Raw genomic sequence first — 26,145 nt, 5'->3', positions numbered from 1 at the left:
CCGCCGGGCCCCGCCCGGCTGACCACCCCGGCCCCCGGCGATCAGCGCGCCGCCGCGAGCACGCTTGCCGTCGTCACCACCCGCGCGAAACCACCCCCGTGCAACGACACCGCCGTCGCCCGGGCCAGCTCGTCCGCCGTCTGGCGCCAGCCGAACGGGCCCTCCAGGTCGAAGGTGTGCGTGGCATCCAGCGCGAACAGCACGTCGTAGCCGAGGTTCCCGCCCATCCGGGCCGTCGTCTCCGCGCACATGTTGGTCTGGATCCCGACCACCACGAACTGCGAGATCCCCGCCGCCTTGAACCAGGCGTCCAGATCCGGCGTTCCGTAGAAGGCCGAGTTCACGCTCTTCGTCACCAGCAGCTCGGCACCGGCCCCCTTCCCACGCCGCTGCTCGACGTACTCCTTGAACTCGTTGCCCGCGTACCCCGTCCGCAGCGGCGACCCCGGCTTGAGCGAATCGTGCCGTACGAACACGACCGGCCGCCCCGTCGCCTGCCACGCGTCGATGAGCGAAGCGATGTTGTCATCAGCCTCCGGATTGTTCCGCGCTCCCCAGTAGTCCTCGTACTCCTCCTCGAATCCCCTCTGTACGTCGACCACGACCAGTGCGGCGTTCTCTGCGATCTCCATGCCCTCGATGCTGCCGCCCGCGGCCCCGACACCCCAGAGCCACAAAAGCCAGCGATCGATGGTTTACTGCCACGGTGCCCTCGTCCTCCCAGCGCATCGCCCTGCTCGCCTTCCCCGGCGTCCGCGCCTTCGACGTCGCCGTGATCACCGAGGTCTGGGGCACCGACCGCACCGACCGCGGCGTACCCCCCTTCGACCTGCGCCGCGTCGCCGCCGCCCCCGAGCCCGTCCCCCTGCGCGGCGGTCTCAGCCTCACCCCTGACCGCACCCTGGCCTGGCTGACCCGGCTCACCGACACCGACCTGATCGTCGTCCCCGGCCTGGACGACCACCTGACCCCCGCACCACCTCCACTCCTCGAAGCCCTGCGCCGCGCCCACGCCCGCGGCATCCCCCTCGCCGCCCTGTGCGGCGGCGCCTTCACCCTCGCCCAGGCCGGACTGCTCGACGGCCGCCGCGCCATCACCCACTGGAACCTCGTCGACCTCCTGCGCACCCATCACCCCCTCGTCGACGTCGTGCCCGACGCCCTGTTCATCGAGGACGACAACATCTGGACCGCCGCGGGCACCGCCGCCGGGATCGACCTGTGCCTGCATCTGGTCCGCACGACACACGGCTCCGAGACCGCCGCGACGATCGCCCGCTCGATGGTCACCGCCCCCTTCCGCACCGGCGGCCAGGCGCAGTTCATCGAGCGCCCCACACCCCGCGCCGACCGCGACGCCGACGCCCTGGCCTCCGTCCTCGCCTACGCCCTGCACCACCTCCACGAACCGCTCACCGTCGCCGACCTCGCCGCCCGCGCGGGCATGTCGGCACGCTCCTTCGCCCGCCACTTCACGGCATCGACCGGCACCACACCCCTGCGCTGGCTCCTCGACCAGCGCGTCGCCGCCGCGCAGAAGCTCCTCGAACGCACCGACCTGCCCATGCCCGAGGTGGCACGCCGCGCGGGCTTCGGCAGCGAGGTCACGATGCGACAGCACTTCGCCTCGCGCCTCGCCACCAGCCCCCGCGCCTACCGCGCCGCGTTCACCGGCACCCCAGCGGGCACCGCGGGCGCGGCAGGCAGCAGCCCGATCGCCCGATAGGCGGCATCGACCGTCGGCCGCGCCATCTCCCGCGCCCGCGCGGCCCCGTCCCGCAACACCTCCTCCACGTACGCCGCATCCGCGACCAGCTCCTTGTGCCGCTCCCGCACGGGCCGCAGCAGCTCGACCACGGCGTCCGCGGTGGCCTTCTTCAACGCCCCGTACGACTCATATACACCGCTCAGGTCTTCCGGGTTCCCACCCTCGCAAGCCGCGAGGATCTCCAGCAGATTCGAGACCCCCGGCCGGGCCTCCCGGTCGTACACGACCTCGCTCCCGCTGTCCGTGACCGCCCGCACGATCTTCTTCCGCACCACGTCCGGCTCGTCCAGGAGATAGACGATCCCGGCCCCCGCCTCGTGGGACTTCCCCATCTTCGACGTGGGGTCCTGGAGGTCCATGACCCGCGCGGCCACCTCCGGCCGCGTCGCCCGCGGCACCACGAACGCCCCGCCGTACCGCTGGTTGAACCGCACCGCCAGATCCCGCGTCAGCTCCACGTGCTGCGTCTGGTCCTCGCCCACCGGCACCTCGTCGGCCCCGTACGCGAGGATGTCCGCCGCCATCAGCACCGGGTACGTGAGCAGCGACAGCCGCACGCTCCCACCCCGCGCCCGCTCGCGCGCGGACTTCTCCTTGTACTGGATCATCCGCCGCATCTCGCCGTCGCTCGCCACGCACTCGAGGAGGTACGAGAGCCGCGCGTGCTCGTCGACGTGGCTCTGTACGAAGAGGACACACCGCTCGGGATCGATGCCCGAGGCCAGCAGCAGCGTCGCCGCCTGCCGACTGAGCCTGCGCACCCGCCCGGGATCGTGCTCCACGGTCAGGGCGTGCAGGTCGACGACGCAGAACAACGCGTCGGCCCGGTGCTGATCGACCTCCGCCCAGCGCCGCACGGCCCCCAGGTAGTTCCCCAGCGTCAGGTGCCCGGTGGGCTTCACCCCACTGAAGATCCGCGTCATCTCAGCTCTCCTCTTCCAGAACGGGGCCACCGACCCGACGGCCGGGCTCAGGTCCTCCGGAGGGAGATACGCGAACGGCCGCCGAGGCGGCGGCCGTCGAGTGCATACGTGAGTACGGCCGCCGTCAGGCGGCCCACCACTGCTGGGTGCACGTACGCGTAGTCATGGCTCCACCGTACGCCGTCGAGGCTGGCCTGGACCAGAGTTGACACCCCTGGGCCCGGAACGTAGTGTTCTCCGAGTTGTCCGACGTGAGCGCCGACTCTGGTCGGTCCCCGGACAGCCATTCCGCAAGAACCACTCAAGCGATCGACGCGCGACTTCTCCGTTTCGACGGGGGTCTTGTCGTCGGCTCGTTTCGTGCGTTCTCGCGAAATGAGGAATCCACGTTCGAGAGAACGGCCCGGATTAGCCCGGGAGCCGAGATTCCGCTAAAGTCTCACTCGTCGGAACGGCCCGCCAACGGCCGGGAAGACAACCCGAGTTGACCGGGAATCAGGCCCGAAAGGATCTGATAGAGTCAACACCGCCGGAAGGCCGAAAGGCCGGAAAGCACCGAGGAAATCGGAACGGACCGGGAAGCCGGAAAGATCTGATAGAGTCGGAAACACGAAATACCGAAGGGAAGCGCCCGGAGGAAAGCCCGCGAGGGTGAGTACAAAGGAAGCGTCCGTTCCTTGAGAACTCAACAGCGTGCCAAAAGTCAACGCCAGATATGTTGATACCCCGTCTCCGGCCGGATCACCGGTTGGGGCGAGGTTCCTTTGAAAAAGTCCTTCCCCGCGAATCGTTGGGGGAGGCGCACAGCGAGGACGCTGTGAACGACCGGGATTATTCCTCCTGGTTGTTCCGCTCTCGTGGTGTTGCACCCGATTACGGGTTCACATTCACGGAGAGTTTGATCCTGGCTCAGGACGAACGCTGGCGGCGTGCTTAACACATGCAAGTCGAACGATGAAGCCCCTTCGGGGGTGGATTAGTGGCGAACGGGTGAGTAACACGTGGGCAATCTGCCCTGCACTCTGGGACAAGCCCTGGAAACGGGGTCTAATACCGGATACAACCACTGACCGCATGGTCTGGTGGTGGAAAGCTCCGGCGGTGCAGGATGAGCCCGCGGCCTATCAGCTTGTTGGTGAGGTAGTGGCTCACCAAGGCGACGACGGGTAGCCGGCCTGAGAGGGCGACCGGCCACACTGGGACTGAGACACGGCCCAGACTCCTACGGGAGGCAGCAGTGGGGAATATTGCACAATGGGCGAAAGCCTGATGCAGCGACGCCGCGTGAGGGATGACGGCCTTCGGGTTGTAAACCTCTTTCAGCAGGGAAGAAGCGCAAGTGACGGTACCTGCAGAAGAAGCGCCGGCTAACTACGTGCCAGCAGCCGCGGTAATACGTAGGGCGCGAGCGTTGTCCGGAATTATTGGGCGTAAAGAGCTCGTAGGCGGCTTGTCGCGTCGGTTGTGAAAGCCCGGGGCTTAACCCCGGGTCTGCAGTCGATACGGGCAGGCTAGAGTTCGGTAGGGGAGATCGGAATTCCTGGTGTAGCGGTGAAATGCGCAGATATCAGGAGGAACACCGGTGGCGAAGGCGGATCTCTGGGCCGATACTGACGCTGAGGAGCGAAAGCGTGGGGAGCGAACAGGATTAGATACCCTGGTAGTCCACGCCGTAAACGGTGGGCACTAGGTGTGGGCAACATTCCACGTTGTCCGTGCCGCAGCTAACGCATTAAGTGCCCCGCCTGGGGAGTACGGCCGCAAGGCTAAAACTCAAAGGAATTGACGGGGGCCCGCACAAGCGGCGGAGCATGTGGCTTAATTCGACGCAACGCGAAGAACCTTACCAAGGCTTGACATACACCGGAAACGGCCAGAGATGGTCGCCCCCTTGTGGTCGGTGTACAGGTGGTGCATGGCTGTCGTCAGCTCGTGTCGTGAGATGTTGGGTTAAGTCCCGCAACGAGCGCAACCCTTGTCCCGTGTTGCCAGCACGCCCCTTTGTGGGTGGTGGGGACTCACGGGAGACCGCCGGGGTCAACTCGGAGGAAGGTGGGGACGACGTCAAGTCATCATGCCCCTTATGTCTTGGGCTGCACACGTGCTACAATGGCCGGTACAATGAGCTGCGATACCGCGAGGTGGAGCGAATCTCAAAAAGCCGGTCTCAGTTCGGATTGGGGTCTGCAACTCGACCCCATGAAGTCGGAGTCGCTAGTAATCGCAGATCAGCATTGCTGCGGTGAATACGTTCCCGGGCCTTGTACACACCGCCCGTCACGTCACGAAAGTCGGTAACACCCGAAGCCGGTGGCCCAACCCCTTGTGGGAGGGAGCTGTCGAAGGTGGGACTGGCGATTGGGACGAAGTCGTAACAAGGTAGCCGTACCGGAAGGTGCGGCTGGATCACCTCCTTTCTAAGGAGCACTTCTTACCGACTCCCTTCGGGGTGAGGTCAGAGGCCAGTACATCAGCGAACGTCTGATGCTGGTTGCTCATGGGTGGAACGTTGACTACTCGGCACACTTGGTTTGCTTCTCTTCTTAGTACTGCTTCGGCGTGGAACGGAACGGGGAGAGGCTGAGGGTGTCGGGCACGCTGTTGGGTCCTGAAGGTATGGCCGTGAGGCTGCCTTCATGGATGCCGACCCCGGTGTAGGTCTGCTTTGGCAGGTTGTGACGGGTGGTTGGTCGTTGTTTGAGAACTGCACAGTGAACGCGAGCATCTGTGGCCAAGTTTTTAAGGGCGCACGGTGGATGCCTTGGCACCAGGAACCGATGAAGGACGTGGGAGGCCGCGATAGTCCCCGGGGAGTCGTCAACCAGGCTTTGATCCGGGGGTTTCCGAATGGGGAAACCCGGCAGTCGTCATGGGCTGTCACCCGCCGCTGAATATATAGGCGGTGTGGAGGGAACGCGGGGAAGTGAAACATCTCAGTACCCGCAGGAAGAGAAAACAACCGTGATTCCGGGAGTAGTGGCGAGCGAAACTGGATGAGGCCAAACCTTGTATGTGTGAGACCCGGCAGGGGTTGCATGCAGGGGGTTGTGGGATCTCACTTTCATGATCTGCCGGTCATGAGGCGAGTTATAAACCGTTGATGTAGGCGAAGGACATGCGAAAGGTCCGGCGTAGAGGGTAAGACCCCCGTAGTCGAAATGTCAGCGGCTTGCTTGTGAGACACCCAAGTAGCACGGGGCCCGAGAAATCCCGTGTGAATCTGGCGGGACCACCCGTTAAGCCTAAATATTCCCTGGTGACCGATAGCGGATAGTACCGTGAGGGAATGGTGAAAAGTACCGCGGGAGCGGAGTGAAATAGTACCTGAAACCGTGTGCCTACAAGCCGTGGGAGCGTCGCGTTGCATGCTTGCATGCAACGTCGTGACTGCGTGCCTTTTGAAGAATGAGCCTGCGAGTTTGCGGTGTGTTGCGAGGTTAACCCGTGTGGGGAAGCCGTAGCGAAAGCGAGTCCGAATAGGGCGATAGAGTAGCGCGCTCAAGACCCGAAGCGGAGTGATCTAGCCATGGGCAGGCTGAAGCGGCTGTAAGAGGTCGTGGAGGGCCGAACCCACCAGGGTTGAAAACCTGGGGGATGACCTGTGGTTAGGGGTGAAAGGCCAATCAAACTCCGTGATAGCTGGTTCTCCCCGAAATGCATTTAGGTGCAGCGTCGTGTGTTTCTTGCCGGAGGTAGAGCACTGGATAGGCGATGGGCCCTACCGGGTTACTGACCTTAGCCAAACTCCGAATGCCGGTAAGTGAGAGCGCGGCAGTGAGACTGTGGGGGATAAGCTCCATGGTCGAGAGGGAAACAGCCCAGAGCATCGACTAAGGCCCCTAAGCGTACGCTAAGTGGGAAAGGATGTGGAGTCGCAGAGACAACCAGGAGGTTGGCTTAGAAGCAGCCACCCTTGAAAGAGTGCGTAATAGCTCACTGGTCTAGTGATTCCGCGCCGACAATGTAGCGGGGCTCAAGCGTACCGCCGAAGTCGTGTCATTGCAGTATATACCTCTAACGGGGACTGTGATGGGTAGGGGAGCGTCGTGTGCCGGGTGAAGCTGCGCCGGAAGGCAGTGGTGGACGGTTCACGAGTGAGAATGCAGGCATGAGTAGCGATACATACGTGAGAAACGTGTGCGCCGATTGACTAAGGGTTCCTGGGTCAAGCTGATCTGCCCAGGGTAAGTCGGGACCTAAGGCGAGGCCGACAGGCGTAGTCGATGGATAACCGGTTGATATTCCGGTACCCGCTATGGAGCGCCAGACATCGAATCCAGTGATGCTAAGGCCGTGAAGCCGCCGGGTGATCCTTCGGGTGATCTCGGAGTGGTGGAGCCGCTGATCCAAGCTGGTAGTAGGTGAGTGATGGGGTGACGCAGGAAGGTAGTCCAGCCCGGGCGGTGGTTGTCCCGGGGTAAGGGTGTAGCCCGCGCGGTAGGTAAATCCGTCGCGCATGTGGGGTGAGACCTGATGCCGAGCCGATTGTGGTGAAGTGGATGATCCTATGCTGTCGAGAAAAGCCTCTAGCGAGTTTCATGGCGGCCCGTACCCTAAACCGACTCAGGTGGTCAGGTAGAGAATACCGAGGCGTTCGGGTGAACTATGGTTAAGGAACTCGGCAAAATGCCCCCGTAACTTCGGGAGAAGGGGGGCCACACCCGGTGATGGAGTTTACCTCTGGAGCTGGGGGTGGCCGCAGAGACCAGCGAGAAGCGACTGTTTACTAAAAACACAGGTCCGTGCGAAGCCGTAAGGCGATGTATACGGACTGACGCCTGCCCGGTGCTGGAACGTTAAGGGGACCGGTTAGCTCCATTTCGGTGGGGCGAAGCTGAGAACTTAAGCGCCAGTAAACGGCGGTGGTAACTATAACCATCCTAAGGTAGCGAAATTCCTTGTCGGGTAAGTTCCGACCTGCACGAATGGCGTAACGACTTCTCGACTGTCTCAACCATAGGCCCGGTGAAATTGCACTACGAGTAAAGATGCTCGTTTCGCGCAGCAGGACGGAAAGACCCCGGGACCTTTACTACAGTTTGATATTGGTGTTCGGTTCGGCTTGTGTAGGATAGGTGGGAGACTATGAAAGCGGCACGCCAGTGTCGTGGGAGTCGTCGTTGAAATACCACTCTGGTCGTGCTGGATGTCTAACCTGGGTCCGTGATCCGGATCAGGGACAGTGTCTGATGGGTAGTTTAACTGGGGCGGTTGCCTCCCAAAGGGTAACGGAGGCGCCCAAAGGTTCCCTCAGCCTGGTTGGTAATCAGGTGTTGAGTGTAAGTGCACAAGGGAGCTTGACTGTGAGACTGACGGGTCGAGCAGGGACGAAAGTCGGGACTAGTGATCCGGCGGTGGCTTGTGGAAGCGCCGTCGCTCAACGGATAAAAGGTACCCCGGGGATAACAGGCTGATCTTCCCCAAGAGTCCATATCGACGGGATGGTTTGGCACCTCGATGTCGGCTCGTCGCATCCTGGGGCTGGAGTCGGTCCCAAGGGTTGGGCTGTTCGCCCATTAAAGCGGTACGCGAGCTGGGTTTAGAACGTCGTGAGACAGTTCGGTCCCTATCCGCTGTGCGCGTAGGAGTCTTGAGAAGGGCTGTCCCTAGTACGAGAGGACCGGGACGGACGAACCTCTGGTGTGCCAGTTGTTCTGCCAAGGGCATGGCTGGTTGGCTACGTTCGGGAGGGATAACCGCTGAAAGCATCTAAGCGGGAAGCCTGCTTCGAGATGAGGGCTCCCACCCACTTGATGGGGTAAGGCTCCCAGTAGACGACTGGGTTGATAGGCCAGATATGGAAGCCTCGTGAGGGGTGGAGTTGACTGGTACTAATAGGCCGAGGGCTTGTCCTCAGTTGCTCGCGTTCACTGTGTTGGTTCTGAAACCACGAACAACCCCACACATGTGTGTGGTGCGGTAGTTCACAGTTTCATAGTGTTTCGGTGGTCATAGCGTGAGGGAAACGCCCGGTTACATTCCGAACCCGGAAGCTAAGCCTTACAGCGCCGATGGTACTGCAGGGGGGACCCTGTGGGAGAGTAGGACGCCGCCGAACTAAAATTGAGGGGAACCCCCGTGCCGTACGGCACGGGGGTTTCTGCGTTTAGGGTCGGGTCATGCGATACGACCTGATCATCTTCGACAATGACGGTGTCCTGGTGGACAGCGAGCCGATCTCCAACACGATCCTCGCCGCGTACCTGTCCGAGCTAGGCCACCCCACCTCGTACGAGGACTCCGTACGCACCTATATGGGCGCCGCGCTCCACCGCGTACACGACGTCGTACTCGAACAGTCGGGGCGGCGGCTGCCCGAGGACTTCGACGAAGTGTTCCACGCCCGGGTCTTCGCGGCCTTCGAAAAGGAGCTGGAGCCCATGGCGGGGGCTCCGGAATTGTTGGAGGGACTCGCCGCGGACGGAATCGCGTACTGCTTGGCGTCCTCCGGAAGTCACGAGCGGATTCGGGTGGGGCACCGGAAGACCGGGCTCGACAAGTGGTTCGACGAGAAGCGGGTGTTCAGCTCGCAGGACGTGGGCCGGGGGAAGCCCGCGCCCGATCTGTTCCTGTACGCGGCCGAGCGCATGGGCGTCGCGCCGGAGCGGTGTGCCGTGGTCGAGGACAGCCCGCTCGGAGTGCGCGCCGCAGTGGCGGCGGGGATGGACGTGTACGGGTTCACCGCCATGACGCCCGCTGAGCGGCTCCAGGGGGCCACGCGGCTGTTCCAGGACCTGCGGGAACTGCCCGAACTACTGGTGTGATCCATCTACCCACCGGTAGCGCGGAGTCCTACGCTACCCAGCCATGACAGAGACGCTGCGGCGCGGCAGGGCCGCGCTCGCGTTCGGCTTCCTGGCGCAGGGCGTCGCGTTCGCGCTCCTCGTGACGCGGATCCCCGCGCTTCAGGACCGGTACGGGATATCCGACGGCCTGCTGCCCGTCTTCCTCGCCGCCGTGCCGATCCTGGCCGGGGCGGGGAGCGTGGCCACCGAGCGGCTCGTCAAGCGGGTGCCGCCGAGCCGGGTGCTGCGGTGGTCCCAGCCCGTCGTGCTCCTGGCGCTGCTCGGGGCCGGAGCCGGAGACGCGGTGGGGGAACTGGCCGTCGCGCTGGGGGCGTTCGGCATCGCGGTCGGGGCGCTCGACGCGTCCATGAACATGCTGGGCGTGAGCCTCCAGCGGGCGTACGGGCGCAGCATCATGCTCGGGTTCCACGCCGCGTACAGCCTCGGCGGCATCGTGGGGGCCTCACTGGCCTGGGCCGGGGCTCACTGGGATCTGGCGCTATGGGTGTCGTATCTGCCCGTGGTGGGCCTGCTGTTGCCCGCGGTGCTCCTGGGGAGCCGGTGGTACGTCGACGCCAGCGCCAGCGACAACGTCGGTGACACCGGCAGTGCCGGTGACAGTGGCGGCGGCAGCGGCAGCGACGGTGAAGGGGGCGGAAGGGTCGCTTTCCGGGCGTTGTTGCCGCTGTGCCTGGTGATGACCTTCGCGTACATCGGGGACTCGACCGTGTCCAACTGGAGCGCGAAGTACCTGGAGGACGTGCTCGGGAGTTCGGAGCAGGCGGCGACCGTTCCTTACAACGTCTACATGGTGATGACCCTGGTGGGGCGGGGAGTCGGGGACCGGGGCGTGCGGCGGTTCGGGGCCGTGGCCGTGGTGCGGGCCGGGGCCGTGGTCGGGGCGGCCGGGTTCGGTGTGGTGGCGGTGGCGCCGGGAGTGTGGGCGGGGATCGTCGGGTTCACCCTCGTCGGGCTCGGGCTCTGCGTGATCGTGCCGCAGACGTTCGCGGCCGCCGGGCGGCTCTTCCCGGGCGACTCGGACGCTGCCGTGGCGCGGCTGAACGTCTTCAACTACGTGGGATTCCTGATCGGTTCACCGCTCGTGGGGGACTTGGGGAGCGTGGAACTATCGCGGGGCGATGGCCGTTCCCTTGGTGTTGGTGCTTGTGACGTTGTGGTACGCCCGGTCCTTCGCCCCCGGACCGGACCGATACGGTGACGGGCATGAGCGGCCGCGCGCAGTTGATGTGGGACGAGGCAGTAGCGGGCTATGACTTCGGTCCAGAGCACCCCATGGACCCGGTCCGGCTCAAGCTGACGAGGAGTCTGATCGGTGCCTTCGGGCTCGACCGCGAGATCGAGGTGGTCGCGGCCAAGCCCGCGGGCGAGTCGACGCTGGGCCTGGTGCACAGCGAGGACTACGTGGCGGCGGTGAAGGCGGCCTCCGCCGACCCCTCCGCGGCCCTCCAGGAGTACGGGATCGGCACGCCCGACGACCCGGCCTTCGCCGGGATGCACGAGGCGTCGGCGCTGATCGCCGGGCAGTCGATCGGCGCCGCCGAGGCCGTGTGGCGCGGAGACGTGCTGCACGCGGTGAACTTCGCGGGCGGGCTGCACCACGCGATGCCCGGCGCCGCCTCGGGGTTCTGCGTGTACAACGACGCGTCGCTGGCGATCGCCCGGCTCCTGGAGCTGGGCGCGGAGCGAGTGGCGTACGTGGACGTGGACGTGCACCACGGCGACGGGGTGCAGGCCACGTTCTGGGAGGACCCGCGGGTGCTCACGATCTCCCTGCACGAGCATCCGCGCACCCTGTTCCCGGGCACCGGCTGGCCCGAGGAGACAGGGGCGGAGTGCGCGGCGGGCAGTGCCGTGAACGTGGCGCTGCCCGCGGGGACCGGGGACGCGGGCTGGGTGCGGGCGTTCCACGCCGTGGTCCCGGAACTGCTCGCCGAGTTCCGGCCGCAGGTGATCGTCACCCAGCACGGGGCCGACACCCACTTCGAGGACCCGCTGGCGCACCTCGCGGTGTCGCTCGACGCGCAGCGGGCGGTGCAGGTCGCGTGCCACGAACTGGCCCACGAGTACGCGCAGGGCCGGTGGGTGGCGCTGGGCGGGGGCGGTTACGCCGTGGTGGACGTGGTGCCGCGGTCGTGGACGCATCTGGTCGCGATCGCGGCCGGGCGGGAGATCGAGCCGACGGCGGAGACGCCGGAGGAGTGGCGGCGGGAGGTGTTCGCGCGGGCTCGGGCGGTTGCGCCTGGGCGGATGACGGACGGGCGGTGGCCCGTGGGGTGGCGGGCTTGGGAGGACGGGTACGACCCCTCGGATCGGGTGGATCAGGCGGTGTTGGCTGTGCGGCGGGCGGCTTTTCCGTTGCGGGGGTTGTTGGCGTAGGTGGGGGGGTGCCGGTTGGGGTGGGTGCGGGCCCTCGCGGGACGCCCCAGGCCCGCCCCTTCACCGAAACCAGGGGGCTGCCGCCCCCTGGCACCCCCGCCTCATCGCCGCTTCGCGGCTCGTCCTCAAACGCCGGACGGGCTGAATCCCCGCGCTCCGCGCTCGCACCGAAAACGCCGGACGAGCTGAGATGGTGGCTGGGGCTTAGCCCAACTGTGCGGTGTTTCCGGGGTTTTCGGGGTTTCTTGTGTGGGGGTTTGGCAGCATCGGGGCGTGTTGAGCACCGGAGCGTTGCGTGCGCATTTGCTGGCGGCACGGCTGGCCGGGCCCGTGGCGACCTCGAGGGAGGAGAGCCTGCGGAGTTACCGGCTCTTCGCCGCCCGGGATCCGCGGATGCTGCTCGGTCTCGATCCCGAATGGACCTGGGGCGCCGGGGACTTGCTGCGGCTCATGGCGGACAAGTGCGGGGTCTCCGCCGACCCGGGGCACACCACGGGCGCCGATGTCATCGACCCCGAGCGGACGTTGGCGGCGCTCGACGCGTTCGCCGGGCGGGTCCGGGAGGCCGCCCGGCGGCGGGTTCCCGTGCTGCTCGGGACGGGACACCCGCATCGGCTCCTGGACTTCTACGCCGCGTTGGCCGAGGCCCTGTCGGCGGCGGGATGCCCGGTCCTCACTCCAGCGCAGGGCTGCCGTGTCGACATAACGACCCGGTTCGGCCTACGCACGTACAACCTTGACTACGTACAAGGTGTCGCGCTGGTGCGCGAACCCGGCGTGCGTCCCACCGGGAGTGAGACCGGCGCACATAGCCACTCACCGCTCCCGGTTCGCAGGGTGCTCACGGCCCAGGCCGAGGCTGGCGGGCCCCTGCCCGAGCTGGTCATCGGGGACCACGGATGGGTCTGCGGGGCAGGTCAGCTGGGGTTTGAGGCGATCGGTCTGGCGGATACGGACGATCCCGCGCTGTTCGTCGGAGAGGCGGAGGGGCGGGTGTCCGTGGCCGTTCCGCTTGATGACGCTGTGCGGTCTGATTACTACCGACCGCTTACTCGCTATGTACTCAATCGAGCGTGTCTGTCACAGTAAACGGCCGATGGTAGCTCCTCTTCCCCACTCGCATCACCCGCCCCTACTCTGGGGAGTGAGCGCACAGCGACGAGGAGTCACCGGAAGGGGAAGCCGGTGCGCGTCATGTGCGGAAGGTTCAGGTGTGTCATGGCTGCTGACCAGAGGCCTCTCAGCGAGGTTGCGTTCCTGACCGTGGCGGAGGTCGCCGCGGTAATGCGAGTCTCGAAGATGACCGTGTACCGGCTGGTGCACAGCGGTCATCTGCCCGCAATCCGGGTCGGAAGGTCCTTCCGAGTCCCGGAGAACGCGGTTCACGAGTACCTTCGCGACTCATACGTGGGGGTGGAGACGGCCTGATCGACATCCCTCGATTACGGGCTCGGAGCTAGGGCGGGTAGGCTTGGCCGACGTAGGTCGTGTGGGCCCAGACGCCCCGCACCAATATCCCCGCTGACGCGGGGGTGATCCGAGAAGTAAGCGAGGGTAGTCGTGGGCTCTGTTATCAAGAAGCGGCGCAAGCGGATGGCGAAGAAGAAGCACCGCAAGCTGCTGAAGCGCACGCGCGTTCAGCGTCGCAACAAGAAGTAAGCGACCGCTGGCGCGAGCGCGCCGCGTACGCACCGAAGCCCTCCCGTTGGACGACGGGAGGGCTTCGGCGTTGTCCGGGGGCTGTCCGGGGGCTCTTCGGGACTGTCCGCGATTCTTCGGGGACTGTCCGGGGACTTCGGAGGCTCTTCGGGGATTCTTCGGGGCGGCGATCTGGAGCGGCCGGGAGTGGTCGGGAGCCGTCGGGAGTATTCGTCGTCCGCGGGGTAACCGGAGGGGCGGTGTGGGATGAATGCGCCGTGGTCATTGCGGATTCATCTGTTCAAAACGGGGCGAACGGCTTGATCTTTGCGGAGCCGTGTGGCCGTCGTCACTTCGCGGGGCTCGCGGTCATCACACCGCAACATCGACCCGCTAGCGTGGGCCACGGATACTACGCGGTAAGTAGCGGGCCGGGGCAACGCGGAGCTGGGGAAAGGCGGCGCTGATCTTGGGCAAGGTCGTGCTCGTGACCGGGGTGGCCCGACAGCTGGGCGGCAGGTTCGTCCGGCGCGTCCAGCGTGATCCCGAGGTTGACCGGGTGGTCGCCGTCGACGCGGTCCCGCCCGAGCACCATCTGGGCGGCGCCGACTTCGTCCAGGCCGACATCCGGCAGCCGACGATCACCCGGGTCCTCGCCGAGCACTCCGTGGACACCGTCGTCCACATGGACGTCACGGGCACCGCCCTCGCCGGTGGCAGCCGCGGCTCGGTCAAGGAGACCAACGTCATCGGCACCATGCAGCTCCTCGGCGCCTGCCAGAAGTCGCCGACGGTGAAGCGCCTGGTGGTGAAGTCGAGTACGAACGTGTACGGCTCGGCGCCGCGCGACCCGGCGATCTTCACCGAGACCACGCCGCCCAAGTCCCTTCCCAGCGGCGGCTTCGCCAAGGACACCGTGGAGGTCGAGGGGTACGTACGGGGCTTCGCGCGCCGCCGCCCCGACGTCGCGGTGTGCGTGCTGCGGTTCGCGAACATCCTGGGCCCGGCGGCGGATTCACCGCTCGCCGAGTACTTCTCGCTGCCGGTGCTCCCCACGGTCTTCGGCTACGACCCGCGCCTGCAGTTCGTCCACGAGGACGACGTGATCGAGGTGCTGCGGCTCGCCGCGCACGAGCCGCGGCGCGGGACGCTCAACAGCGGCACGTTCAACATCGCCGGGGACGGACTGCTGCTGCTCTCGCAGTGCGCGCGCCGCCTGGGCCGCCCGACGCTGCCGGTGTTCCTGCCCGCGGTGACCTGGGTGGGTACGGCGCTGCGCACGCTGGGCGCCACGGACTTCTCGCCCGAGCAGATACGGCTGCTCACGCACGGCCGGGTCGTCGCCACCCGGCAGATGCGCGAGACCCTGGGTTTTCAGCCCAAGTACACGACCGCGGAGGCCTTCGCGGACTTCGTCCGCAGCCGGGGGCCGGGCCTGCTGCCTCCCGGGGTGCTCGCGGCGGCCGTCGACAGGGTCGCTGCGCTGCCCTTCGCGGGTGGCCGTACGAGGAGCGACGTCGTCGGCGCGGCCGACACCAGTGCCCACGACAGCGCGAACTGAGGAGATCGTCAACGATGGCGGACGCCAAGGTCATTCCGTTCGACGACGACCGGTCGCGGGGCGCGGGCCAGCGACCGCCGCGTCGCAGGTCCGCGCCGCGCCGCAAGGGCGACCCGGGCCGCACGCGTGAGGTCAGGGCGCTTCCGGACCGGGAGCCGGGCGGCGCCGACGCGGAGGGGGCAGTTCCGGACGACGTGCGTACGGACGACGTGCGTACGGGCGCGGGCCCGAGCGCGGGCGCTGACGCGGCTCCGGGCGGGACGGACTCCGGTTCCTCGGCGGCGGACCGGCACCCGTCGGGTGCCTCCGAGCGTGGCGCCGATGTTGCGCCGGGCGGCGGCGGGGGCGGCTGGGACCGCCGCATCGCCGGTGGCCTGGCGTTCCTGCGGCGGCGGCTGACGGGTGAGTACGACGTCGACGAGTTCGGGTACGACGAGGAGCTCACCGACCAGGTCCTGATGTCGGTGCTGCGGCCGATCTACGAGAAGTACTTCCGCGTCGAGGTGAGGGGCGTCGAGAACATCCCGAGCGACGGCGGGGCGCTGATCGTCGCCAACCACTCGGGGACGCTGCCGTGGGACGGTCTGATGATGCAGGTCGCCGTGCACGACCACCATCCGCAGGGGCGCCATCTGCGGCTGCTCGCCGCCGACTTGGTGTTCATGCTGCCGGTCGTCAACGAGCTGGCGCGCAAGGCCGGGCACACGCTGGCGTGCGCGGAGGACGCGGCGGCGCTGCTTGAGCGGGGGAGCTCGTCGGGGTGATGCCCGAGGGGTTCAAGGGGATCGGGAAGCCCTTCGGGGAGCGGTACAAGCTGCAGCGGTTCGGGCGGGGCGGGTTCGTGTCCACGGCGCTGCGGACGCGGTCGCCGATCGTGCCGTGCTCGATCGTGGGCGCGGAGGAGATCTACCCGATGATCGGCAACGCGAAGACGGTGGCCCGGGTGCTCGGGATTCCGTACTTTCCGTTGACGCCCACGTTTCCCTGGCTGGGGCCGTTGGGGATGGTGCCGTTGCCCACGAAGTGGACGATTCAGTTCGGGGAGCCGATTCCGACGGAGGAGTATCCGGCGGAGGCGGCGGAGGATCCCATGCTGATGTTCAATCTGACGGATCAGGTGCGGGAGCGGATTCAGCACACGTTGTACGAGTTGCTGGTGCGGCGGCGGTCCGTGTTCTTCTGAGGGGGGTGCTGCGGGGGGGCCTCGCGGGGGCGCCCCAGGCCCGCCCCTTCACCGAAACCAGGGGGCTGCCGCCCCCTGGTACCCCCGCCCTCATCGCCGCTTCGCGGCTCGTCCTCAAACGCCGGACGGGCTCTATCCGCCCGTCCGGCGTTTGCTGTTGCGCTACTTCGGGTCCTCGTTCTCGATGTCCAGCTCCGGGAGGAGGCCGGGGAGGAGCGGTGGAAGCGTCACTTCTGGCTTGCCCGGTTTGGCGGGCTGGGGGGATTCCTGGTGCTGGTCGGGGGTGGGGGCCGTGGGCGTGTCCTTCGCCGGGGGGCTGAGGACGCCGTCCGTGACGCCGGGGAGGAGGCTGTCCTGCTCGCCGCGGTGCGTGGGGGAGGACGGCTCGGGCTTGCTGCCGGGGGTGCGCTCGTGGGGGACTCGCCCGGCGTACGTGGTGCGGGGCGGTCCTCGCGCGGCGCGGCGGGCGCCTGGTGGCGGGGGCCGCGGTCGTCGTGGGCGCGCTGCTTGTCGCGGTGGCTGGGCAGCAGCGAGCGCAGCGGGCTGACCTCGTCCTCTATGGCGTCGAAGATCGAGCTGACGTCCTCGCCGACGTCGCCGAGCTGGAGGGGAAGCTGCTCGCGCAGGGCCTTCCAGCTGCCGCGGTGGGCCTGGGCGAAGGTGGACAGGGCCTGGATGGGGCCGAGGGAGCCGTCGCGTTCGTACGCCTCGTGGAGGAGGCGGTGGCCTTCGGCGGCGTCGTGGCGCATGCCGGAGAGGGCGCGGCGGATCTCGCTGACCGATTCGTGGTCGAGCTGGCCGGAGCGGGCGCGCTCCATCAGGCGGCGGGCCTCGTGCAGTCGGGTGGACGCCTGGTCCAGGTAGATCTGGCCGCGGTCGACGTCGTTGTCCGCCATGCCGAGCTTGAGGTCTTCCATGCCGCGCTTCAGGCCGTACAGCGAGTCGCCGGGGAGGGCGTCGTTGCTGGCGGCGGCGATGCCGCCGAAGGCTCCGGCGGCCACGCCCACGGTGAGGCCGCCGGCGGCGATGCCCTTGGAGAGCCGGGTGCGCGGCTTGAACTTGCGCAGGGCGCGGTGGGCGCCTTTGCGGGAGCGCTGGCGGGGCACGGCGGCCTCGCCGGTCGCGCCGTCGGCCAGCATGGCCTCCATGGCCGCGACCAGCTGGGCTCGCTGGACCACTTTGACCTCGGGGTCAAGCTCCGGTTTGGGGAGCTGGGCCAGGCTGTCGGCGAGCGCCAGCATCCGGTCGGGCGCGGCCGGTCCGGGCGCCGCGGCCTCGGCGTGGGCGGCCGCCGCGGGTGCGGCGGGATCTTCGGGCTGCTCAGCCGCCGGGTCCTGGCTGGAGTGCTCGTCCAGGGCCTGGGCGAAGGCGTTCGCCCGCCGGTGGGCCGATACGTTCGCGATCACTGGCGGCACCTCCTCTCGTCATGACGGTCGACTCCCCAGGGGGTCCTGAGGGTTGCATGTTCCTGAGCGCTTCCACACGATCGAGTGAGCGTGTGGTGCCTCCCCTGCTCAGGAAGAGCGTGGGGAAGGTCAGGATGCGAACACAGGGAGCCTGCATCTGGCACAACGAGCGTCGCGGCACTTGGGTTACGGACGAAAGATGATCGGACCGCGAAGGAACGATGAAGCGCCGTGACGGCCATCTGGCCGCCACGGACGGTGAGTTGACCGTCGCCCGGCGTTGTCGGCGTTAGCGGCGTTGTCGGCCCTTCCGGCGGGATCGGGGGGCTGGGCGGGTCGGGCGGGTCGGGCGGGTTCGGCGGGTCACGGCGGGCGGGTCAGCGGGCGTCGTCCGGGAGCAGTCGGGCGAGGGTGCGGACCGCCCGGTACTGGAGGGTTTTGATCGCGCCCTCGTTCTTGCCCATGACGCGGGCGGTCTCGGCGACCGACAGGCCCTGGAGGAAGCGCAGCGTGACGCACTCCTGCTGCTGGGGGTTGAGACGGCGGACGGCGTCGAGCAGGGCGGCGTTGGACAGGGACTCCAGGACCGAGTCCTCGGGGCTGCGCTCGACCTCGTTGGCGTCGAGCATCTCGCCGGTGGTCACTTCGAGGCGGAAGCGGCTCGACTTGAAGTGGTCGGCGACCAGGTTGCGGGCGATGGTGACGAGCCAGGCGCCGAAGTCCCGGCCCTGCCAGGTGAAGGTGCCGATCCGGCGCAGGGCGCGCAGGAAGGTCTCGCTGGTGAGGTCCTCGGCGGTCGCCTTGCCGCCGACGCGGTAGTAGATGTAGCGGTAGACCGTGTCGCTGTACTGGTCGTAGAGGCGGCCGAACGCGTCGGACTCGCCCGCCTGGGCGCGCTCGACGAGGTCCATCATGCGGGCGCTGTCGCTGTCCGCCGCGGGGCGGCGGACAGCGGTCGCGGATGCGGCGGCGCCGGAGCGCGCTCGTCTGCTGACTGCGGCACCGCCGTCCGCCAGGGCGTATGCCGGTCCGGCGGGGGCGGGGACGGCGAAGGCGGGGACGGCGTACGCGGTGGGGACGAAGCCGCGCAGGCGGTCGAGGACCGTTGCGCGGAGCGTAGCCAGGCCCGAGGCGTCAACCCCGACGTGTGGGTACACGGGACTCCCAGAGGCAGAGCTTCCATCACGTGCAGTGCGGGACCGTTCACCCGTCGTAGCGACGCGTCTGGTCCGGTATGCGTCTGAGGAGAATAACGCTTCGTACAGGCAGCGCTACACCCAGTTGCTCAAATCATCGATTACGTCGCTTCTGTTACCGATCAACGATGGGGCGAGTACCGCATATTGAGCGGTTGTTGATCGGATCGGCGCGCATTCGGGCGCGGCGCGGGGCGTGTTGTGGCCGAGTTGAACGAACGGGACTGGCGGGGGCCCTGTCGGGTAGAACAGAACGATTGCGCCCGCCCCGGGGGCACGCTCCCGCCGGTGACAGCGCGTAGGGAACGGGTCCGCCACCACGGCGTACTGACCCGGTCCGGCAGCCGAGGGCAGGCCCGCAGGGCGACGCGTCAAGCCCGTGCGGCGTTCGAGGGCGAGGCCGGAGGCCGATCCGAGGGTGCCCGAAGCCGGGGGGTCAGTGGCGGCGCCGGTGCAGGGCGACCGCGGCCGCCGCCCCGCCGGCGAGGGCGCCCACACCGGCGGCCGCCGGGATGCCGACCTTCGCCGCCTTCCGCCCGGTGCGGTAGTCCCGCAGCCGCCAGTCGCGGGCGCGGGCGTACTTGCGCAGCTTGGCGTCGGGGTTGATCGCGTACGGATGGCCGACGAGCGACAGCATCGGGATGTCGTTGTGCGAGTCGCTGTACGCGGCGCAGCGGGCCAGGTCCAGGCCCTCCGCGGCGGCCAGGGCGCGCACGGCCTCGGCCTTGGCGGGGCCGTGCAGGGGCTCGCCGACGAGCTTGCCCGTGTACACGCCGTGCACGGACTCGGCGACCGTGCCGAGGGCGCCGGTCAGGCCGAGGCGGCGGGCGATGATCGTGGCCATCTCGACCGGCGCGGCGGTGACCAGCCAGACCTTCTGGCCCGCGTCGAGGTGGGCCTGGGCGAGGGCGCGGGTGCCCGACCAGATGCGCTCGGCCAGGTAGTCGTCGTACACCGCCTCGCCGATGGAGATCAGCTCGGCGACGCGGTGGCCCTTGACGATGGACAGGGCGCTCTCGCGGGCGTCCGCCAGGTGCCCGGGGTCCTCGCCCGCGAGCCGGAACCAGGTCTGCTGCCAGATGAACCGGGCCAGCTCCTGGCGCTGGAAGAACTTGCGCTTGTACAGGCCGCGGCCGAAGTAGAAGAGGGCGGCGCCCTGGAGGACCGTGTTGTCCAGGTCGAAGAACGCGGCGGCCTTGTCGTCGCCGACGACCGGGAAGTCGGGGGCCTCCGGCTTCTTGGCCTCCGCCGACTCCTGGGACGGCTCCGGGGACGGCTCCGGTGGCAGTTCCTGGGACAGCTCCTGGGACGTCTTGCGGGCGGCCTCCGCCGAGGCCTCGCCTGCCAGGACGCTGCGCGCGGTCGCGAAGCGCCTACGGGGGTGGAGCCAACCCAGAGCGGCCATGCCGTCGAGCATAGCCACTCTGTTCGGTGCTGCCGTGAAGGTGAGGATGCCAACGGGTCAACGGTCCGTGTCGCGCTCCTCACAGTGGGGCGGGTGCGGGGGCGGGGCGCGCGCGTAGGAAGCTGGACCGCATGAGCCCGCTCTTCCGCAGGAAACAGAGGACGGCGCCCGGTGAGCGCCTGGTCACGCTGATCGGCAAGCCCGGCTGTCACTTGTGCGACGACGCCGAGGCCGTGGTCGCCGCGGTCTGCGGCGAGCTGGGCGTGCCCTGGGAGAAGAAGGACATCACCGAGGACGAGACGCTGCACCGGGAGTACTGGGAGCAGATCCCGGTGGTCCTGGTGGACGGGGAGCAGCACACCTTCTGGAAGGTGGATCCGGCCCGGCTGCGGCGGGCGCTGACCGGCGGGTGACCGGGCCGGAGGGGTCACGCTGCCGCCGTTGGCTGGTTATGACGTCCGGAGCTGTCCGGAAAGTCGTTTAGCATCGTGGGCGGTTTTGAGGTCTCGGGGGCGTGATCGTGAGGAGTGTGTGCGGTTTTGCCCCCGTCGGACAGAAGTCGTTCCTTGCCGTGCGCCGGTTCCACGAAAGTGCGCCGGGGGTGCGTGACCCCGGTCACGTTGGCCGGGCAAATCGGACACCATCTTTGTGCACGCGTTCACAAAGACATAGCCTGCTGTCGACGGGGCGGTCTCGGGACACGACGCGTGGCACCAGTCCGCCCGCAGCCCCGCTCTACCCGCAGGAGCACCGTGGCAACTGGCCGAACTCACCGACCGGCGACCCGTAGCCGAGGGATTCCCGAGGCCACCGTCGCCAGGCTTCCGCTGTACCTGAGGGCGCTGACCGCACTGTCGGAGCGCTCCGTGCCCACGGTCTCCTCCGAGGAGCTGGCGGCCGCCGCGGGGGTCAACTCCGCGAAGCTGCGCAAGGATTTCTCGTACCTCGGCTCGTACGGAACGCGCGGTGTGGGCTACGACGTCGAGTACCTCGTCTACCAGATCTCCCGCGAGCTCGGCCTGACCCAGGACTGGCCGGTTGTCATCGTCGGCATCGGCAACCTCGGCGCCGCGCTGGCCAATTACGGCGGGTTCGCCTCGCGCGGCTTCCGCGTGGCCGCGCTGATCGACGCCGATCCGGCGATGGCGGGCAAGCCCGTCGCGGGCATGCCGGTGCAGCACACCGACGACCTCGAGCGGATCATCACGGACAACGGTGTCTCCATCGGCGTCATCGCGACGCCCGCCGGGGCCGCCCAGCAGGTGTGCGACCGGCTCGTCGCCGCGGGCGTCACCTCCATCCTGAACTTCGCGCCGACCGTCCTGTCCGTCCCGGACGGCGTCGACGTGCGCAAGGTCGACCTCTCCATCGAACTCCAGATCCTCGCCTTCCACGAGCAGCGCAAGGCGGGCGAGGAGGGCGCCGAGGCCGGTGCCGCCGCGCCCGCCGCGGCCAAGGAGGAGCGCAAGGGGCCCGACGGGGACGTCCCCGCGGTGATGCCGGCATGAGTCTTCTCGTCGTAGGCCTCAGCCACCGCAGCGCCCCGGTGAGCGTCCTGGAGCGGGCCGCGCTCACGCCCGACGCCGGTGCCGCGCTGCTTCAGGACACGCTGGCCGCCGAGCCCGCCGCCGAGGCCGCGGTGCTCGCCACCTGCAACCGCATCGAGCTGTACGCGGACGTCGACAAGTTCCACGCGGGCGTCGCCGAGCTGTCGACGCTGCTCGCGCGGCACAGCGGCGTGAGCCTGGACGAGCTGACCCCCTATCTGTACGTGCACTACGAGGACCGGGCGGTTCACCACCTGTTCTCCGTGGCGTGCGGGCTTGACTCGATGGTCGTCGGCGAGGGCCAGATCCTCGGCCAGATCAAGGACGCGCTGGCCCGCGCGCAGGACCTGCACACCGCGGGCCGCCTGCTGAACGACCTGTTCCAGCAGGCGCTGCGGGTCGGCAAGCGGGCCCACTCGGAGACCGGCATCGACCGCGCCGGGCAGTCCCTGGTCACGTTCGGCCTGGAGCAGCTGGCCGGGCGCGAGCCGGTGGACGTGTGGGCCAAGGGCAAGCGGGCCCTGGTGATCGGCGCGGGCTCCATGTCCTCGCTCGCCGCCGCGACCCTCGCCCGCTGCGGCGTCGACGAGGTCGTCATCGCCAACCGCACCTTCGAGCGGGCCGAGCGGCTCGCCCAGATCCTCGCCGAGGGCGGCACGGGCGTGCGGGCCCGCGCGGTGCCGATGGACGCGGTGGCCGCCGAACTGACACGTGCCGACGTGGCCGTTTCCTGTACCGGCGCGACGGGGCTCGTGCTCACCGGCGCCGACGTGGCCGCGGCGGTCGCGGGCCGTCCCGCGCCCGGCGGCGACGCGTCGGAGGCCTGCGCGGACGACGCCTGCGTCATCCCGGCGCCCACCGCCGAGCCCGCCCCGGGCCCCGCGCACGAGGAGCACCGGCGGCAGGAGAGGGTCGGCGACGCCACGGCGTACGAGCAGCACGCCGCGCTCGTCGGGAACAGCCCGGCGGTCGGCGGCGGCCCCGTGCGGCACGGCGGCGGCACGGGGAGCGCCAGGGCGGCGCGGCCCGTCGCGCTCGCGCTGCTCGACCTGGCCATGCCCCGGGACATCGACGCGGCCGCGCACCGCGTGGAGCACGTCCGGCTCGTCGACATCGAGTCGCTCGCCGAGGCCTCCGCGGACGCGCCGATGGCCGCCGACGTGGACGCCGTACGCGGAATCGTCTCCGACGAGGTCGCCGCGTTCGGCGCCGCCCAGCGGGCCGCGCACGTCGCGCCGACCGTGGTGGCGCTGCGCACCATGGCCGCGTCCGTGGTGACCAGCGAGATCGCCCGGCTCGACGGGCGGCTTCCGGGGCTCGGCGACAAGGAGCGCGCGGAGATCACGCAGACCGTGAAGCGCGTCGTCGACAAGCTGCTGCACGCGCCGACGGTGCGGGTGAAGCAGCTGGCCAGCGAGCCCGGCGGCGCCGGGTACGCGGACGCGCTGCGCACGCTCTTCGACCTGGACCCGGAGACGGTCGCGGCCGTCTCCCGCGCCGACCTCCCCGGCGCCCGCAACCAGCCCGACCCCCAGCACGACCCCCGGCACGACCAGCAGTACGAGAACGACGAAGCGAAGCGAGGCCGCGCATGACCCAGAGCGCACTCCGGCTCGGGACCAGGCGCAGCAGGCTGGCCATGGCCCAGTCCGGCCAGGTGGCCGAGCAGGTCCGGCAGTTGACCGGCCGCGAGGTCGAGCTGGTCGAGATCACCACGTACGGCGACACCTCGCGCGAGCACCTGGCGCAGATCGGCGGCACCGGCGTGTTCGCCACCGCGCTGCGTGACGCGCTGCGGGCCGGTGAGGTCGACTTCGCGGTGCACTCGCTGAAGGACCTGCCGACGGCCCAGTCCCCGGACCTGGTGCTGGCCGCGGTGCCGGTGCGCGAGGACCCGCGGGACGTGCTGGTGGCGCGGGACGGTCTGACGTTCGCCGAGCTGCCCGCCGGGGCCCGTGTGGGCACCGGTTCGCCGCGGCGCATGGCGCAGCTCAACGCGTACGCCCGCGCTCACGGACTGTCCATAGAGACCGTGCCGATCCGCGGCAACATCGACACCCGCGTCGGATACGTCCGCGGCGGAGAGCTCGACGCCGTCGTCCTGGCCGCCGCGGGCCTCAGCCGCGTCGGCCGGATCGACGAGGTGACCGACTTCCTGTCGGTCGACGTGGTTCTGCCCGCCCCCGGCCAGGGGGCCCTGGCGATCGAGTGCGCCGCGTCCCGCGCGGACCTCGCCGCCACGCTCGCGGAGCTCGACGACCCGTTCACGCGGGTCGCCGTGACCGCCGAGCGGTCCCTGCTCGCCGCCCTGGAAGCCGGTTGCAGCGCGCCCGTGGGCGCGCTGGCCGACCTCCTGGCCGACGGGCAGATTGTCAAGGAAATGCGCCTGCGGGGCGTCGTCGGTGCCACCGACGGCTCGTCGCTGGTGTGCCTGTCCACCACCGGTCCCGTGCCCGAAACGGAAGACCAGGCGACAGCGCTCGGGCGGGAACTCGCCGCCGAGATGCTCGCCAAGGGCGCGGCCGGTCTGATGGGGGAGCGAGCACTTTGAGCCCCACCTCGAACCTTCCCGGCCTTCCCGCACACGGGCACGTCACCTTCCTCGGTGCCGGTCCCGGAGATCCGGGACTGCTGACCCTGCGCGCCGTCGAGGCGCTGGCCCGAGCGGACGTGCTGATCGCCGAGCCGGATGTCCTCGATGTCGTCCGGGTGCACGCGCGGGGGGTGTAGACACACCTCTCGCGCAGGACGGCAGCGCGCCTGACGACACGTCAGTCAGCGCCGAGGCGGCGGCGAAAGCCCCGTCCGAGGCTGCCGCCAATCTTGTCATGGAGGCCGCGCGGGGCGGCAGGCGGGTCGTGCGTGCGGTGGGCGGCGATCCGGGCCTGGACACGGACGCCGCCCAGGAGATGCTGGCCTGCGCCGCCGAGGGCATCCCCTTCGAGGTGGTGCCGGGCATCGCGGCCGCCGTCGGCGTGCCCGCCTACGCGGGGGTGCCGCTGCGCGACCCGCAGGGCACGGACGTGCGCTTCGTCGACGCCCGCACGGCGTCGGACCGCTGCTGGAGCGAGGTCGGCGCGTCCGACGGGACCGTGGTGGTGTCGACGTCCCTGGACGCGGTGGCCGCGGCCGCCGGTGAGCTGGTGACCGCGGGCCGCAAGCCCGACACGCCCCTGACGGTGACGGTCGCGGGCACCACGACGCGCCAGCGCACCTGGACGGCCACGCTCGGCAGCATCGCGCAGGTCCTCAAGCAGGCGAAGGTCCTCCCGTCGCCGGACGGGGGCCAGCCCGTCATAGCCGTGGTCGGTGAGCGCTCCGCCGCCGCCCAGCGCGACCAGCTCTCGTGGTTCGAGTCCAAGCCGCTCTTCGGGTGGCGGGTGCTCGTGCCGCGCACCAAGGAGCAGGCGGCGTCGCTCTCCGACCAGCTCCGTTCGTACGGCGCGGTGCCGCACGAGGTGCCGACGATCGCCGTCGAGCCGCCGCGCACGCCCCAGCAGATGGAGCGGGCCGTGAAGGGGCTCGTCACCGGCCGGTACGAGTGGATCGCCTTCACGTCGGTGAACGCGGTCAAGGCGGTGCGGGAGAAGTTCGAGGAGTACGGGCTCGACGCGCGCGCGTTCGCGGGCATCAAGGTCGCCGCCGTGGGCGAGCAGACCGCCGCCGCGCTCGTCGCCTTCGGCGTGAAGCCGGACCTGGTGCCCAGCGGGGAGCAGTCGGCGGCGGGGCTGCTTGAGGACTGGCCGCCTTATGACCCCGTTTTCGATCCCATCGACCGGGTCTTCCTGCCTCGGGCCGACATCGCCACCGAGACGCTGGTCGCCGGGCTGATCGACCTCGGCTGGGAGGTCGACGACGTCACCGCCTACCGGACCGTGCGGGCCTCGCCGCCGCCCGCGGAGACCCGGGAGGCCATCAAGGGCGGTGGCTTCGACGCCGTGCTCTTCACGTCCAGCAGCACGGTGCGCAACCTGGTCGGCATCGCCGGGAAGCCGCACAACGTGACCGTCATCGCCTGCATCGGGCCCGCCACCGCGAAGACCGCGGAGGAGCACGGGCTGCGGGTGGACGTCATGGCTCCGGAGCCGTCGGTGCACAAGCTGGCGGCGGCGCTCGCGGAGTTCGGGGCGCGGCGGCGGGCGGCGGCGCTTGAGGCCGGGGAGCCCGTGACGCGGCCGAGTGAGCGGCGGCCGGGGGCGCGGCGGCGGCGGGCGGCGGCGCCGTAGGGGCCCTGCCGGGGGCTCCCCAATCCCGCCCCTTCCCGAAACCAGGGGGCTGCCGCCCCTGGACCCCCGCCTTATTGCCGCTTCGCGGCTCGTCCTCACACGCCGGACGG

General features: G+C 68.9%; 16 protein-coding genes, 3 rRNA genes and 3 pseudogenes. 17 read left to right on the top strand and 5 right to left on the bottom strand.

Translation table 11 applies throughout. The features are described from left to right. Positions 1-41: 41 nt before the first annotated feature. Positions 42-632, bottom strand: coding sequence for a cysteine hydrolase family protein (locus ACOBQU_RS16720; RefSeq protein ID WP_423627824.1), 591 nt, complete (start codon positions 630-632; stop codon positions 42-44). A gap of 74 nt (positions 633-706) precedes the next feature. Between ACOBQU_RS16720 and ACOBQU_RS16715 the strand changes: the two genes are divergently transcribed. Beyond that, a complete protein-coding gene (locus tag ACOBQU_RS16715; protein ID WP_423627822.1) occupies positions 707-1,726 on the top strand; it encodes a GlxA family transcriptional regulator in 1,020 nt (339 codons plus the stop codon). On the opposite strand, the gene trpS is transcribed toward ACOBQU_RS16715, so the two are convergent. Continuing rightward, positions 1,654-2,691 (bottom strand): tryptophan--tRNA ligase, encoded by a 1,038-nt coding sequence (gene trpS / locus ACOBQU_RS16710; RefSeq protein ID WP_423627820.1) that lies wholly within the window; start codon positions 2,689-2,691, stop codon positions 1,654-1,656. The two genes, ACOBQU_RS16715 and trpS, sit on opposite strands and share 73 nt — an antisense overlap. Before the next feature lie 886 nt (positions 2,692-3,577). Here trpS and ACOBQU_RS16705 point away from each other — a divergent pair. From ACOBQU_RS16705 to ACOBQU_RS16655, 11 genes and pseudogenes are all read left to right on the top strand, one after another. Next, positions 3,578-5,108, top strand: a 16S ribosomal RNA gene (locus ACOBQU_RS16705). A gap of 312 nt (positions 5,109-5,420) precedes the next feature. Beyond that, positions 5,421-8,546, top strand: a 23S ribosomal RNA gene (locus ACOBQU_RS16700). A gap of 86 nt (positions 8,547-8,632) precedes the next feature. Beyond that, positions 8,633-8,749, top strand: a 5S ribosomal RNA gene (gene rrf / locus ACOBQU_RS16695). The 16S, 23S and 5S rRNA genes sit together here, the layout of an rRNA operon. Positions 8,750-8,810: 61 nt before the next feature. Further along, the gene (locus ACOBQU_RS16690; protein WP_423627818.1) at positions 8,811-9,455 is read left to right on the top strand and encodes an HAD family hydrolase; all 645 of its coding nucleotides are present in this window, start codon (positions 8,811-8,813) and stop codon (positions 9,453-9,455) included. A 43-nt stretch (positions 9,456-9,498) separates the two neighbouring features. Beyond that, positions 9,499-10,750 (top strand): annotated as a pseudogene (locus ACOBQU_RS16685) (MFS transporter). Continuing rightward, positions 10,701-11,873: an acetoin utilization protein AcuC gene (locus tag ACOBQU_RS16680; protein WP_423627816.1), complete on the top strand. Its 1,173-nt coding sequence runs from the start codon at positions 10,701-10,703 to the stop codon at positions 11,871-11,873. The pseudogene ACOBQU_RS16685 and the gene ACOBQU_RS16680 overlap by 50 nt, the downstream one beginning before the upstream one ends. A 273-nt stretch (positions 11,874-12,146) precedes the next feature. Next, on the top strand, positions 12,147-12,962 hold the full coding sequence (locus ACOBQU_RS16675) for a phosphatase (protein WP_423627815.1): 816 nt from the start codon (positions 12,147-12,149) through the stop codon (positions 12,960-12,962). Positions 12,963-13,091: 129 nt separating this feature from the next. Then, positions 13,092-13,301 (top strand): helix-turn-helix domain-containing protein, encoded by a 210-nt coding sequence (locus ACOBQU_RS16670; protein ID WP_157164103.1) that lies wholly within the window; start codon positions 13,092-13,094, stop codon positions 13,299-13,301. 132 nt (positions 13,302-13,433) lie between these two features. After that, the gene (locus tag ACOBQU_RS16665) at positions 13,434-13,532 is read left to right on the top strand and encodes a 30S ribosomal protein bS22 (protein ID WP_003948845.1); all 99 of its coding nucleotides are present in this window, start codon (positions 13,434-13,436) and stop codon (positions 13,530-13,532) included. 448 nt (positions 13,533-13,980) lie between these two features. Then, positions 13,981-15,072, top strand: coding sequence for an NAD-dependent epimerase/dehydratase family protein (locus tag ACOBQU_RS16660; RefSeq protein WP_423627813.1), 1,092 nt, complete (start codon positions 13,981-13,983; stop codon positions 15,070-15,072). Positions 15,073-15,086: 14 nt separating this feature from the next. Then, a pseudogene (locus tag ACOBQU_RS16655) lies at positions 15,087-16,255 on the top strand (lysophospholipid acyltransferase family protein). A 227-nt stretch (positions 16,256-16,482) separates the two neighbouring features. Here the strand turns inward: ACOBQU_RS16655 and ACOBQU_RS16650 are convergent. The 3 genes from ACOBQU_RS16650 to ACOBQU_RS16640 all read right to left on the bottom strand — a co-directional run bounded on the left by ACOBQU_RS16650 (position 16,483) and on the right by ACOBQU_RS16640 (position 20,262). Then, positions 16,483-17,661, bottom strand: a complete 1,179-nt coding sequence (locus ACOBQU_RS16650) for a DUF5667 domain-containing protein (RefSeq protein WP_423627811.1) — start codon at positions 17,659-17,661, stop codon at positions 16,483-16,485. Between the two features lie 377 nt (positions 17,662-18,038). Beyond that, positions 18,039-18,818: an ECF subfamily RNA polymerase sigma factor, BldN family gene (locus ACOBQU_RS16645; RefSeq protein WP_423627809.1), complete on the bottom strand. Its 780-nt coding sequence runs from the start codon at positions 18,816-18,818 to the stop codon at positions 18,039-18,041. 475 nt (positions 18,819-19,293) lie between these two features. After that, the gene (locus ACOBQU_RS16640) at positions 19,294-20,262 is read right to left on the bottom strand and encodes an HAD family hydrolase (protein ID WP_423627807.1); all 969 of its coding nucleotides are present in this window, start codon (positions 20,260-20,262) and stop codon (positions 19,294-19,296) included. Between the two features lie 131 nt (positions 20,263-20,393). Here ACOBQU_RS16640 and ACOBQU_RS16635 point away from each other — a divergent pair, with 131 nt between their 5' ends. The 5 genes and pseudogenes from ACOBQU_RS16635 to ACOBQU_RS16615 all read left to right on the top strand — a co-directional run bounded on the left by ACOBQU_RS16635 (position 20,394) and on the right by ACOBQU_RS16615 (position 26,035). Beyond that, positions 20,394-20,675 (top strand): glutaredoxin family protein, encoded by a 282-nt coding sequence (locus ACOBQU_RS16635; RefSeq protein WP_423627805.1) that lies wholly within the window; start codon positions 20,394-20,396, stop codon positions 20,673-20,675. Positions 20,676-21,014: 339 nt separating this feature from the next. After that, on the top strand, positions 21,015-21,770 hold the full coding sequence (locus ACOBQU_RS16630; protein WP_423627803.1) for a redox-sensing transcriptional repressor Rex: 756 nt from the start codon (positions 21,015-21,017) through the stop codon (positions 21,768-21,770). Then, on the top strand, positions 21,767-23,404 hold the full coding sequence (locus ACOBQU_RS16625; RefSeq protein ID WP_423627801.1) for a glutamyl-tRNA reductase: 1,638 nt from the start codon (positions 21,767-21,769) through the stop codon (positions 23,402-23,404). The genes ACOBQU_RS16630 and ACOBQU_RS16625 overlap by 4 nt, the downstream gene beginning before the upstream one ends. Next, a complete protein-coding gene (gene hemC, locus ACOBQU_RS16620; protein ID WP_423627799.1) occupies positions 23,401-24,360 on the top strand; it encodes a hydroxymethylbilane synthase in 960 nt (319 codons plus the stop codon). The genes ACOBQU_RS16625 and hemC overlap by 4 nt, the downstream gene beginning before the upstream one ends. After that, positions 24,357-26,035 (top strand): annotated as a pseudogene (locus tag ACOBQU_RS16615) (uroporphyrinogen-III synthase). The gene hemC and the pseudogene ACOBQU_RS16615 overlap by 4 nt, the downstream one beginning before the upstream one ends. Positions 26,036-26,145 lie beyond the last annotated feature (110 nt).

Origin of the sequence: Streptomyces sp. G45, from assembly GCF_049542095.1 — a bacterium.
GTDB lineage: Bacteria > Actinomycetota > Actinomycetes > Streptomycetales > Streptomycetaceae > Streptomyces.
This window is presented reverse-complemented; position numbering and strand designations above follow the sequence as displayed.

Bases quoted from the DNA above. Each gene is read 5' to 3' on its own strand.
- ACOBQU_RS16690 (WP_423627818.1), top strand. From the start codon at position 8,811: ATGCGATACGACCTGATCATCTTCGACAATGACGGTGTCCTGGTGGAC.
- trpS (WP_423627820.1), bottom strand. From the start codon at position 2,691: ATGACGCGGATCTTCAGTGGGGTGAAGCCCACCGGGCACCTGACGCTG.
- hemC (WP_423627799.1), top strand. From the start codon at position 23,401: ATGACCCAGAGCGCACTCCGGCTCGGGACCAGGCGCAGCAGGCTGGCC.
- ACOBQU_RS16720 (WP_423627824.1), bottom strand. From the start codon at position 632: ATGGAGATCGCAGAGAACGCCGCACTGGTCGTGGTCGACGTACAGAGG.
- ACOBQU_RS16635 (WP_423627805.1), top strand. From the start codon at position 20,394: ATGAGCCCGCTCTTCCGCAGGAAACAGAGGACGGCGCCCGGTGAGCGC.
- ACOBQU_RS16625 (WP_423627801.1), top strand. From the start codon at position 21,767: ATGAGTCTTCTCGTCGTAGGCCTCAGCCACCGCAGCGCCCCGGTGAGC.
- ACOBQU_RS16680 (WP_423627816.1), top strand. From the start codon at position 10,701: ATGAGCGGCCGCGCGCAGTTGATGTGGGACGAGGCAGTAGCGGGCTAT.
- ACOBQU_RS16640 (WP_423627807.1), bottom strand. From the start codon at position 20,262: ATGGCCGCTCTGGGTTGGCTCCACCCCCGTAGGCGCTTCGCGACCGCG.
- ACOBQU_RS16670 (WP_157164103.1), top strand. From the start codon at position 13,092: ATGGCTGCTGACCAGAGGCCTCTCAGCGAGGTTGCGTTCCTGACCGTG.